The organism is Bacillus sp. SD088, from assembly GCF_017355205.1.
GTDB lineage: Bacteria > Bacillota > Bacilli > Bacillales > Bacillaceae_C > Lederbergia.
Genome location: NZ_JADIJK010000002.1, coordinates 194,062 through 206,713, shown reverse-complemented (window position 1 = coordinate 206,713; position 12,652 = coordinate 194,062). Strand labels below are relative to the sequence as shown.

The following is a 12,652-nucleotide window of genomic DNA, read 5'->3' as shown; positions in this document are numbered from 1 at the left end:
GACTGTCCCCGCTTTATTGCCGCTTTAGATAGATGCTTCGTAAATAGATTGAACGGCTTTTTCAAGGGTAGTGTTAAATTCTTCATCTGTTTGGTCGTTGTTTAGGTCTTGACTGAGGGCACGAGAGAAGCTGGCGATGAGGCCAACGTTTTCTTTTAGCTTTGCATTTGCTTCGTCTGCGGAGTAACCTCCGGAGAGGGCTACAACTCGAACGACCTTTGGATGATCGATTAATTCTTTATATAAGTTTGGTTTTGTAGGAATGGTGATTTTTAACATTACATACTCATTTTCCTCTAATTGGTTGAGATGGTCTAGTAGTTCTGCTTTTAATAGGTCTTCACATTTTTCCTTTTCAGGGCTGTTAATATCAACTTCTGGTTCGATAATCGGAACGAGTCCTGCTGCGATAATTTGCTTGCCGATTTCGAATTGCTGGCGAACGACAGCTTTAATGCCTTCTCTATTCGCTTCTTTAATAACCGAGCGCATTTTTGTACCGAAAATATGGCGTTCATTTGCGCGATTTAGTAGTTCCCCAAGACCTGGATTCGGCTTCATCAGTTGTACACCATTCTTCTCTTGATCAAGTCCTTTGTCTATTTTAAGAAAAGGAACAATGCCCTTTCTTTCAGCTAAATAATCGGCTGTGTACATGTCTTCGATTTTGCTATCCATTGTTTGTTCAAAAAGAATAGCCCCTAAAATATACTTCGCGTTGAAAGCAGGAGACGTGATAATACGCGTCCGCATTTTGTGGACTAACTCGAACATTTCATCTTCTGTTGAATAGGCATCTTCTGAGATTCCATAAGCGGCTAGCGCCTTAGGTGTACTGCCGCCACTTTGGTCTAGTGCTGCGATAAAACCTTTTCCGTTTTTGACTTTCTCAAACTGACTTTGGTTCATCATGACCACTCCTTTTTTCTAATAGTGTCGTCTTTTATCTCAGATGTTACTCTTCTCAATAACATTCTAGCACTATGAGGAAAATGGTTATACTCATATGCATGGAGGAAGTATGTCCCACTGATAGGAGTTTTTAGTTTTTAATATATAAGAGAGAACAAAGGGGCGCTGGAGCTGGATGACAAACATGGCATAAGATAGTTTTCCACAAGCTAAGATTTTATTTTTACTTAAAGGATAAAAAAGCCTGCTGTAAAAGGGATATTCCCTTTACAGCAGGCTTGTCTACTTTAGTTATCTACATTAACAGGCAGTAAAACCCCCGCTACTTGAAGTTTCATCTATTAATTTCGAACAAGGTAATCGAAGGCACTTAGCGATGCCGTTGCACCAGATCCCATCGAAATAATAATTTGCTTAAATGGAGCAGTGGAACAGTCGCCAGCGGCAAATACGCCAGGGACATTAGTTTCTCCACGATGGTTCACAACGATCTCCCCAAATCTATTACGCTCAACGGTGTCACCGAGCCAATCCGTATTTGGTACGAGACCAATCTGAACAAATACTCCAGATAGTTCAATATGATGTTCTGTCTCTGTATCACGTTCAATATAGGTAATGCCGTTGACACTGTCTGTTCCGGTAATTTCCTTTGTTTGAACATTCTTCAAAACTGTGACATTTGGAAGGCTGTTAAGACGATCTTGAAGGACAGAGTCAGCTTTCAATTCAGGCAAAAATTCAAGCACTGTGACATGTTTCACAATCCCGGCAAGATCAATAGCAGCCTCAATCCCGGAATTTCCACCGCCAATAACAGCTACATCTTTTCCTTCAAACAATGGACCATCACAGTGAGGGCAATATGCGACACCCTTGTTTTTGAATTCAGCCTCACCTGGTACGCCAATATTACGCCAGCGGGCACCTGTTGAAAGGATAACGGTCTTACTTTTTAGAACAGCGCCGTTTTCTAATTCAATTTCAATTTGATTTTTCTTTTCTAAACGTTTTGCACGCTGCAAATTCATGATATCAATGTTGTATTCTTTTACATGCTCTTCAAGATTCGCTGCAAGTTTTGGACCTTCTGTATGCTTCACGCTAATAAAGTTTTCGATACTAGCAGTGTCCAAGATCTGACCGCCAAAGCGTTCAGCAACAATTCCTGTACGGATTCCTTTACGTGCTGCATAGACAGCTGCACTTGCACCCGCAGGTCCGCCTCCTACTACAAGCACATCAAACGGATCTTTATCTGCAAATTCCGATGCGTCAGGAGCACTTCCTAACTTAGCAAGAATCTCTTCAAGCGTCATACGTCCGTTACCAAATGGTTCACCATTCAGGTATACGGTAGGGACAGCCATGATGTTTTTGCTTTCCACTTCTTCTTTGTAAGCTGCGCCATCAATCATAGTATGGGAAATACTAGGATTAAGAACGCTCATTGTATTTAATGCCTGTACAACGTCAGGACAATTTTGACAGCTTAAGCTAACGTAAGTCTCAAAATGATAGGTTTCTTGAATCAGTTGCACTTGATCGATGACTTTTTGATCGACCTTTGGGGCTCTCCCACTTACTTGAAGGAGGGCGAGTACGAGTGAAGTGAACTCATGGCCAAGCGGGACACCAGCAAAGGTGATCCCAGTCTCTTCTCCAATACGGTTGAGACTAAAGCTCGGTGTTCTCTCAAGCTCAGCGTGCTCGACCTTAATATGACTAGACATAGTCGCTAACTCATCAACTAGTTCTAGCATCTCGCGGGAAACCTGATCCGTTCCCGCGCTCACTTTTAGTAACACATCGCCTTCAAGCATTTGAAGATATTGTTCTAATTGTGCTTTTAACTCCGCATCTAATATCATTCAATCTACTCCTTAAATTTTACCTACTAGATCTAAGCTTGGTTTAAGCGTTGTAGAACCTTCTTCCCATTTAGCTGGGCAAACCTCTCCTGGATTATTACGCACGTATTGAGCTGCTTTAATCTTACTAATAAGCGTGCTTGCATCACGACCAATCCCGTCTGCATTGATTTCAGCTGCTTGTACAACACCGTCTGGATCAATAATGAATGTACCACGTTGAGCAAGCCCTGCTTCTTCATCCAAAACATCGAAGTTACGAGAAATCGTTTGTGATGGGTCACCAATCATCGTATATTCGATTTTACTGATTGCATCTGAGTGGTCATGCCATGCTTTATGGACGAAATGCGTATCTGTTGAAACGGAATAGACTTCAGCTCCAAGCTCTTTTAGCTCTGCATATTGATTTTGCAGGTCCTCAAGTTCAGTTGGGCATACGAATGAAAAGTCTGCTGGGTAGAAACAAACAACATTCCATTGCCCTTTTAAGTTTTCATCACTAACTTCGATAAACTCACCGTTGCTGCTATTGTAGGCTGATGCTGTGAATGGTTCTACTTTTTTTCCAATTAAAGACATATACTCTTCCTCCTAATATATTTTAATATTTTATGTCGCTAACTATAATAATTCTAATACAACATTAATTATCATATGAAAACTATCTTTTGTCAAATCTTATACATTGATTAAAAAGTTTCATTATTAATTATCATTATGGATCAAAAAAAGTTTGTTTACGCTAATTTATACTAGCTATGAAAGCTGACGAATTTGGAGTTAGTATCTATATTCTCAATTAACAAAAGCGATTCTCGATCGTTTAAACTTCCTTAGTATGTAGGTTTTCCATGAATAGGTAAAATAAAACACATGCATTAAAAAAAGATCGTAGTCTCTCTATTAAATTAAAGTTATGATAGAAAGGAGAGTATGGAAGGGGGAGTTCAAGATTGAACAAATACATAAGAACAAAACTGATATTGTTTTTCATTCTACTTTTCGCGCTATTGTTAAGTGGTTGTGGAAACGGGGCAAAGCCTGAAGAAGTAAAGTCACAAAGTGAGAAAATGCAGGTTGAAGAAAATCCCATTGTGACGATTGAAATGGAAGATGGAGGAATAATTAAAATTGAGTTGGAGCCTAATATAGCGCCCAATACGGTCGCAAATTTTGTTGCTCTTGCAGAAGATCATTTTTATGATGGACTTATTTTTCATCGTGTTATTCCTGGTTTTATGATTCAAGGGGGCGACCCTGATGGAAACGGCTCGGGTGGTCCTGGCTATAGTATTGTTGGAGAATTTCCTTCAAATGGTGTTGAAAATAATCTAAAACATGAGCGTGGCGTGATCTCAATGGCTCGGACCAAAGAACCTGATTCTGCTGGTTCGCAATTTTTCATCATAGCAGAGGATGCTTCCCACCTTGATAACGATTATGCTGCATTTGGAAAGGTAACAGAGGGAATGGATATTGTTGACAAAATTGTCAATGTAGAACGGGATGCTGTAGATAAGCCATTGACAGACCAAGTGATGAAAAAAGTAACGATTGACACAATGGGTGCTACCTATCCAGAGGTGGAAAAGGTGCAATAAACATCCTCATATTGTCATATATATAGCCCAGAAAAGTTAAAAACGCCCTTTTCTAGGTCTTTAACTGAAAATAAATTCCTTTGAAAACCTAGAGAAGGGCCCTTTTTCCTGGTCACAGAAAATATATATTTAAACTTTCCGAAGGAATTAAAGGACTTTTATAGAATAAATGTAGAGTATCTTTAAAAATAGTAAGAAGGGGGGAGGTAAATATAATGGAAGAACTTAAATGGAGAAATGTAAAAAGTTTTCTGGAAACGATCCATACCGAAACAGGCGAGCGGACGACTTTGGCAACATTTGATCAAGTAATTGAGGCGCCTAATTGGACCAAGGATGGAAAGCTCATTTATAACAGGGGCGGAAAGCTGTACTCTTTTGACATGCAAACAGATGAAAACACTTTCATTAAATCGAGTTTTGCTACTTCTTGCAATAACGATCATGTCTTGTCACCGGATGAAATGTATTTGGGGATCAGTCACCAAACTAATGAAGATCGGCAGTCTCGTATTTATACTTTAGCTAGAGAGGGCGGGCATCCGACACTGATTACACCCATGGGGCCTTCCTATTTACACGGTTGGTCCCCTGATGGAAAGGAATTAGCTTACTGTGCTGAGCGGAACGGGAAATATAATATATATACCATTCCAGCAATCGGGGGAGTGGAGAAGCAATTGACACATACTCCAGGACTAGATGATGGACCAGAATATTCACCAGATGGTCAATACATTTGGTTTAACTCAACACGTACCGGCCTTATGCAAGTATGGCGAATGAATGTAGATGGAAGTTCACAGACACAAATGACGTTTGAGGAAAGTCATAACTGGTTTCCTCATGTGTCTCCTGATGGGAAGCATGTTGTGTATATCGCATATCAGAAAGGGGATGTAGCACCTGACGATCATCCTCCTAATAAGAATGTTGAACTGCGCCTAATGCCAAGCTCTGGTGGTGAATCACGTATGCTTGTAGAGCTGTTTGGAGGTCAAGGGACGATTAATGTGAACTCTTGGTCACCGGACAGCAAACAGTTGGCATTTGTCCGTTATGAGCTCAGTTAAAGTCTTCCGTAAAGATTCACTTGAAAAATTGATGAAGAGAATGAGCCGTTAAAAGCCCATTCCGTGTGAGGTGTATGATTGACAAGTAATGAATATATTATCTGATGAATTGAAAACCCTTTTATCGCAAAACGGTATAGGAGAAGAGGAGATCCTAGATTGGGTGTTTTGTGATCGGGGCATAGATGGCGGTTTTGTCGATACCTATCTGCTTCTGACAAAACACTCACTTTATCGATTATCCAACGCCAATGAAAAGCAAAAGGAAAAGGTTTTTAAAGGATTTCGAGTACTCGATAAAAAACAGAAAAACGAGGTCCCTAATGAAACGCAAAAATTTGATTCAGATCGATTTAAAATAGAAGAAATTGAAAAGATCCACATCGTAAACTTGATCGCCTCTGGCCTTATTGTTATTAAGGATTCTGAAGAACGGGCGATTGCAGCTGTCACAAATGGACATATGGCTGCTGCGACAAAGTTTGTCTCAACTTTTATGAAATTAAAGAATGATGAACCGATCGATTGGCATGAAGAGGAGGATAAAAGCGTAAAATCCTGTCCTACATGTGGCATGATATATCCCGAAGAGGGACGACAAATCTGCCCTAAATGCCTGAAGAAAGGGGCAATTTTTACAAGACTATTGGGATTTACGGTCCCACATAAACGGTCTATTTTCTTCATTATATTATTTATGCTCCTTAACTCAGCAACAGGTCTTGTGATTCCTTATTTTCAAGGTACTGTCTTATTTGACCAAGCATTGGGAGGAACCGGCACATTTGCAGGGAAAATTACACTCGTAATTTTGCTTATTATCCTCTTTCGAACGTTGTCTTTAGTTTTTGGAATCTTATTTGGTGTGATCAATGCTCGCATGGCCGCGGATATTGTCTTTGATCTAAAGGCAAACATATTTACTTCCATGCAGCGATTGTCTTTGTCATTTTTTCAGAAAAAACAAACAGGCCAATTAATGACAAGGGTAAATGATGATGCGAATGAGCTGCAATTTTTCTTTGTTGATGGTATTCCTTATTTTGTTGTCAATGCAATGAATATTATTGGGGTCACCACCATATTACTGGTGATGGACTGGAAATTGACACTTGTTTGTTTGGTTCCATTGCCATTTGTCGTTTTATTAATCCGCTCTGTTTTTCCGAAATTATGGAGAATGTCCTGGAAAAGGCATAGGAAGGCGAGCGCGATGAATTCCATTATTAGTGATACGGTGCGCGGAGCAAGAATTGTAAAGGCTTTCGGGAAGGAAAAGGTGGAGATTGACCGTTTCCAGGGGGCAAATGTTTCCTTTTCCAATGCTGAACAATCATTTAATAAAATGAATAGTACGGTTTTTCCTATCATCAATATGCTCACTCAGATTGGCGGTGTTTTGATTTGGGCCTTCGGTGGGTGGCGAGTGATCGGAGGAGAGTTGACATTTGGAGAAATCATGACCTTTATTACGTATATTTACATGTTATTTGGTCCAGTCCAGTTCATGAATGATATTGCGGGTTGGTGGTCTTACTGTATGTCAGCGGCACAGCGGGTTTTTGAAATTCAAGATGCTGTCCCGGAAATAACCGAAAAGGAAGATGCTCTCCATTTGGAAGAATTCAAAGGGGATATCGACATTTCTAAGATTCATTTTCATTATGAAGCCAATAAACCCATTTTGCGAGATGTATCGTTACAGGCAAAATCGGGACAAATGATTGGCATTGTGGGCCCGTCAGGAGCAGGTAAATCTACGTTGGTGAACTTAATTTCGCGGATCTATGAAGTGAATGAAGGAGAAATTAAAATAGATGGGATCAATGTAAAGGATCTAGCAGCTGATACGTTGCGAAAAAATATTGGAATTGTTTCACAGGAAGTATATGTTTTTATCGGAACGATCGCAGAAAACATTGCTTATGCGAATCCAGATTGTTCCCTTGAGGATATAATTCATGCAGCGAAAGTAGCGAATGCTCATGATTTTATTGAAAGTTTACCAGACGGTTATGATACAGTTGTCGGCACAGGCGGCTATAATCTGTCTGGTGGTGAAAAGCAACGGATCTCGATTGCCAGAGCAATTTTACATGATCCACAAATTCTAATATTGGATGAAGCGACTGCATCATTAGATACAGAGACAGAACTACAAATTCAAGAAGCCCTAGAGTCATTGGCGAAGGGGAGAACCACTATTGCCATTGCCCATCGTTTATCAACATTGCGAAATGCGGATTATTTATACGTGATGGAAGAAGGGGAGGTTGTTGAAGAGGGTACACATGAAGATTTAATGAAGATCGATGCAATCTATGCGGGCATGGTGAAAAAGTATGAAGAAGCCTTAAAGATGAAAGAGGTGATTTAAATGGAGAAGCTTGATATTGAAACAGATGGTCATGAAAATAAATCAGAGCTAGCAGAAGCAGCCAAAATGAACTATCTAACGAAGGATAATGCACTGTTTGTGGAAAATGACGGCCATATGTTAACAGTCCATATAGATGAAAAAGTATATCCCGCTGCCTATTTATATTGCTCCTTTCCTCATCGAAATAATCGAATTTTTATTTCTGTTAGAACGGATGAGAATGAAGAAATTGGCATTATTAGATCCTTAGATGAATTTCCGAGCGAGACGATAAGCTTGCTAGAAGATCATATCAACTTACGTTATTTTGCACCAGAGATTACAAAAGTAGATAAAATAACCGAAGAATTCGGCTATTCCTATTGGGAAACCCAAACCACTTCTGGCAACTGCTACTTCACTGTCCGAATGGGGAAAGGAAATGTCATCGCTGTCACCACAACTAAAGTATTAGTTACCGATGTCGACGGCAACCGCTTTATCATAAAAGATATCACCACGCTTACAGACAAAGAATACCGTATGGTCGAAATGTGCATGACGTAAAGAAAAGCGGAAGGCGGTTGACTAGGGGCGACAAGCAAATGTTCTTGAACCAAGGAAGGGTGAAGTTTCCCTTCAGTGGTTCAAGGTTATTTGACCTCGAGCCCCTACCGCCTGCAGCTAGACAAAGAAAAGCGGAAGCGCCCGTTCAGCGACGTACAAATTTAAAGGCTTCTGACGAGATAAAGGAAACACGGCGAAGCATGAGCCGATGTTGACTTATCGTAGGAAGAAGACGTAAATTTGCTAGTAGCTGGGCGTTGGAGCTAGACAAAGAAAAGCGGAAGCGCCTGTTCAGCGACGTACAAATTTAAAGGCTTCTGACGAGATAAAGGAAACACGGTGAGGACAAAGGACGAACCGATGTTGACTTATCGTGGGAAGAAGGCGTAAATTTGCTAGTCGCTAGGCGCAGCAGCTAGACAAAGAAAAGCGGCTGATTAAAGGAGAATGGGCTGCTGTACGTAAATAGAAACTAAGAGTTTGCAGTAATTGAATCTCAAATAAGAAAAATGGAAATATACTGTCTTAATTTATAAGGGAAGGCGATTATGAACTTAATTTATGAACTTTCAAATGAAGATCGATTAGCTGTTCAAAAGGTGATTGGAGAAACGATCCGCTATTGTATACCAGCTGATCTATCTCTAAGTGGGTGGAGAACCAAGGGGTATTTTGTGATTGGTCAGCAAAAATGGGCCTATGTAGAAGCGGGAAAAGTACAAGAAAGTAGCTCTATCTCCGAAGCGTATGATTACAAAGTTGTCCCATTAGTTGGGAATGCTATTCTTGAAGCGACTGACGAGCTAGGCAAAAGGATTATTGTCAGAGTATCGATGGAGCATATCGCTCGACTTTCCTATATTGCACAAATCTTAAACTATATAGCGACGAATAGTGAAATTCGGATTTATAATGAGGAAGAAGAACGGATTTGTTCGAATTGTGGAAGTAGGCTGCTGCATGGCACAAGAACATGTGCTAAATGTATGAATAAATCGGCAGTGTTAAAAAGATTATTGGGTGTGTCTAAAGCTCATTGGCGTATGATGGTGTTAGGCCTATTTATTTTACTTATCACTTCTGCTGTAGCATTAACAGGTCCATACTTTCAAAAGCTGCTTGTCAATTCTGCACTTCAGCCACCAGCAGGACAAAGTCCAAACTTGACCATGTTTTTTGTAGCAATTGGTGGTATTTTGTTTGCCTTAGTTGCAGGAGAACTTCTAAATGTATCAAAGGGGCGGGTGATGGCCACAGTCAGTTCTACGATTGCCGCTGATTTAAGAAAAATGGTCTATGAAAAAATTCAAAACCTGTCCCTTGGGTTTTTGACCTCCCAGCGAGCGGGCGATTTGATGAATCGGGTGACAGCTGATACGAATCGAATTAGACGGCTTATTCAAGAGGTTTTCACAACGGCGATCTATCAAATCATTGTGCTTATCTCGGTGACAGTCTTATTATTTATGACTGACTGGCGCTTAGCGTTAATCGTGTTATTGCCGGCACCGTTTGTCGCTTATTTACAATTTATGACTTGGCGGGTGATAGTTCGAAGACTATTTCGTAAGCAATGGAAGATTTTTGATAAGGCGAATTCCTATCTTCATGATGTGCTGAGCGGCATTCGGGTGGTCAAGACCTTTGGAAAGGAAGAACGCGAAATCAAACGGTTTAGGCAGTATAATACAGAGTATGCAACAGCAGCCTATAAATCGGAGAAAGTATACAGTATACTCACTCCGATCTCCACGTATCTCCTGCAAATTAGTACGTATTTTGTATTATTAGTTGGGTGTAATATGATTCTCAAGGGTAACTTGAATCTTGGTGAACTTGTCCAGTTTACCGGATATGCGAGTATGATTTTTGGACCGCTTGCCTGGCTCATGAATATGCCGAGATGGATTGCGGATGCTGTGATCGCCATTGATCGTATTTTTTCGGTGATTGATGAGGAACCTGAGGTCTTTGACAAGGATAGCTCCATTCGTCATGCTGTTCGTGGAACGATCCAATTTCACGATGTTACCTTTGGGTATAAATCATATGAACCCGTTTTAAAAAATATTAATTTTATGATTAAGCCAGGAGAGATGATCGGACTAGTTGGCCATTCTGGTTCTGGAAAGTCAACGCTTATTAATCTTGTATCTCGCTTTTACGACGTAAATGAAGGGGAAATTTTAATAGATGGTCATAATATAAAGACGATTACACAGGAGGATCTCCGTTCCCAAATTGGGATGGTTTTACAGGAGACGATGTTGTTTAGAGGTTCAATTATGGAAAATATTCGTTATTCTAAGCCTGATGCCACGATGGAAGAGGTAATTCAAGCGGCAAGAATTGCCAATGCTCATGAATTTATCGTTACCTTACCAGATGGATATGATACATGGTTAGAAGAGAATGGCAATAATTTATCTGGGGGCGAACGGCAGCGGATTACCATTGCTCGAGCTGTTCTCCATAATCCGCGCATTCTAATTTTGGATGAAGCAACAGCCTCTCTGGATATTGACACAGAAACGGCCATTCAAGAAGCTTTACAGCGAATCACAAAAAACCGAACAACAATTGCCATTGCTCACAGGCTTTCTACACTAAAGAATGCGGACCGACTTTTCGTTTTGAATAAGGGCGAAATCGCAGAAATTGGCACCCACCAAGAACTAATGCAAAAGCAAGGAATCTACTATGGTTTAATCATGGCTCAACGGAATATGTCAAAAGTGAAAGCCAAAACGGGATAAAGCCTTTCTCGTTGAAAACACTTTAAGAACAACAAAATGTAAGCAACTAATTCAACCACAACTCGAAGGAAAAATACTTGCATAAGAAGGATGGATTATATGGACGGAAAAAATAGAACAAATATCTCAACAGGGCAATTGGTAGAAATTGTATTAAAAAAAGACCAAGCAACAGGGAAAAGAACGCGTGGAATCGTGAAAGATATTCTCACTAACTCCTCTTCACATCCCCATGGTATTAAAGTCCGCCTTCAGAATGGACAGGTAGGAAGAGTACAGGAAATAGTAAAAGACTAGCGGGGACTGTCCCCCGCCGCGTTAATACGTTAAACAACAGCTCCATCTTCTCTGACCTAGAATTCTTACACAGAGAAGGGGGGCTCTTTTTTTGAATTAATACATTATTTATATATGTTTACATATTTCCTGTATATATTATAATAAAGATATGTATAACCTGGAACAATAGAATAAAGAACTTGTGATTCGGAGGAGTTATCTTGCTAGAACTATCAATGGAAGATCCTAAAAGTCTACAAATAATAGCCCATGCTCTATCCTCAGAGGTACGTCTTCAAATAATGAATCTACTAAATATAGAAAATATGAATGTCAATCAATTAGCTGAAAGCCTTGATATTCCCGTTTCAACTACAGCTGCCCATGTCAAGATATTGGAAAAGGCAGAGTTAATCACAACTGAGCTTCGCCCGGCTAGCAGAGGAGCTATGAAAGTTTGTAAACGGAATTTTGATGATATTCACATCCAATTAAATAATGTAAAGAATTTTATGAAAAGAGATCAAAAGACATTTGAGCTAGAAATGCCAATTGGACAGTATATTGACTATGAGGTTGCACCTACTTGTGGGATGGCTGATCACAATGGAATGATCATCCCGGAGGATGATCCCGTTCATTTTTATAGCCCTGAACGTTCAAAGGCCCAAATTATCTGGACGAGAAAAGGTTACTTTGAATATCGATTTCCACTAGTCATCCCAAAAGAAGCGACGGTAAATACGATCCAACTTTCCTTAGAGCTATGTTCAGAGGCCCCTAATCACGATCATAATTGGCCGTCGGATATTACAGTATGGATAAATGAAGTTGAGATTGGCACATGGACCAGTCCCGGTGATTTCGGTGATCGCCATGGAAAGCTAAATCCAAAATATTGGAATGAAACAACGAATACACAATATGGTTCATTAAAAACTTGGAAAATCACAAAGGAAAATTCGACTATTGATGAATTCACTCTTTCTAATGTGACAATTAATGATCTTGATTTATCGGATCGTAAATATCTGTCTTTTAAAATTGGTGTGAAAGATGATGCAGTTCATAAAGGGGGATTTAACTTATTTGGTCATCAATTTGGTGACCATCCCCAAGATATAAGGTTGTTAATAGAGTATTCATAGAAAAACAATAGCCCCCTAAGTCCTTCTATTCTATATGTTTAGAAGGGATTTTTTGTTTCTCAGGATTAAAAACATTGTTTTGG

General features: G+C 39.9%; 10 protein-coding genes. 7 read left to right on the top strand and 3 right to left on the bottom strand.

The genetic code is table 11. From position 1 onward, the window contains the following. Positions 1 to 24 precede the first annotated feature (24 nt). The 3 genes from IPU53_RS02625 to ahpC all read right to left on the bottom strand — a co-directional run bounded on the left by IPU53_RS02625 (position 25) and on the right by ahpC (position 3,365). A complete protein-coding gene (locus IPU53_RS02625) occupies positions 25 to 909 on the bottom strand; it encodes a fructose bisphosphate aldolase (protein WP_207447511.1) in 885 nt (294 codons plus the stop codon). Positions 910 to 1,253: 344 nt separating this feature from the next. Beyond that, complete coding sequence (gene ahpF / locus IPU53_RS02620; protein WP_207447279.1) at positions 1,254 to 2,783, bottom strand: alkyl hydroperoxide reductase subunit F; 1,530 nt, start codon at positions 2,781 to 2,783, stop codon at positions 1,254 to 1,256. A gap of 12 nt (positions 2,784 to 2,795) precedes the next feature. Next, positions 2,796 to 3,365 (bottom strand): alkyl hydroperoxide reductase subunit C, encoded by a 570-nt coding sequence (gene ahpC, locus IPU53_RS02615; protein ID WP_207447277.1) that lies wholly within the window; start codon positions 3,363 to 3,365, stop codon positions 2,796 to 2,798. Positions 3,366 to 3,739: 374 nt separating this feature from the next. Between ahpC and IPU53_RS02610 the strand changes: the two genes are divergently transcribed. The 7 genes from IPU53_RS02610 (at position 3,740) to IPU53_RS02580 (ending at position 12,569) form a co-directional block, all read left to right on the top strand. Beyond that, a complete protein-coding gene (locus IPU53_RS02610) occupies positions 3,740 to 4,387 on the top strand; it encodes a peptidylprolyl isomerase (protein ID WP_278253228.1) in 648 nt (215 codons plus the stop codon). 215 nt (positions 4,388 to 4,602) lie between these two features. Then, positions 4,603 to 5,460 carry a TolB family protein gene (locus IPU53_RS02605; protein ID WP_207447275.1) on the top strand — a complete coding sequence of 286 codons (858 nt, stop codon included), beginning with the start codon at positions 4,603 to 4,605 and terminating at the stop codon, positions 5,458 to 5,460. Between the two features lie 88 nt (positions 5,461 to 5,548). Next, positions 5,549 to 7,837, top strand: coding sequence for an ABC transporter ATP-binding protein (locus tag IPU53_RS02600; RefSeq protein WP_207447273.1), 2,289 nt, complete (start codon positions 5,549 to 5,551; stop codon positions 7,835 to 7,837). After that, complete coding sequence (locus tag IPU53_RS02595) at positions 7,838 to 8,386, top strand: DUF1854 domain-containing protein (RefSeq protein WP_207447271.1); 549 nt, start codon at positions 7,838 to 7,840, stop codon at positions 8,384 to 8,386. Positions 8,387 to 8,934: 548 nt separating this feature from the next. After that, complete coding sequence (locus IPU53_RS02590; protein WP_207447269.1) at positions 8,935 to 11,142, top strand: ABC transporter ATP-binding protein; 2,208 nt, start codon at positions 8,935 to 8,937, stop codon at positions 11,140 to 11,142. A gap of 99 nt (positions 11,143 to 11,241) precedes the next feature. Then, a complete protein-coding gene (locus IPU53_RS02585; protein WP_207447267.1) occupies positions 11,242 to 11,439 on the top strand; it encodes a YwbE family protein in 198 nt (65 codons plus the stop codon). Between the two features lie 203 nt (positions 11,440 to 11,642). Then, on the top strand, positions 11,643 to 12,569 hold the full coding sequence (locus tag IPU53_RS02580; RefSeq protein ID WP_207447265.1) for an ArsR/SmtB family transcription factor: 927 nt from the start codon (positions 11,643 to 11,645) through the stop codon (positions 12,567 to 12,569). The last annotated feature ends 83 nt before the right edge of the window (positions 12,570 to 12,652 follow it).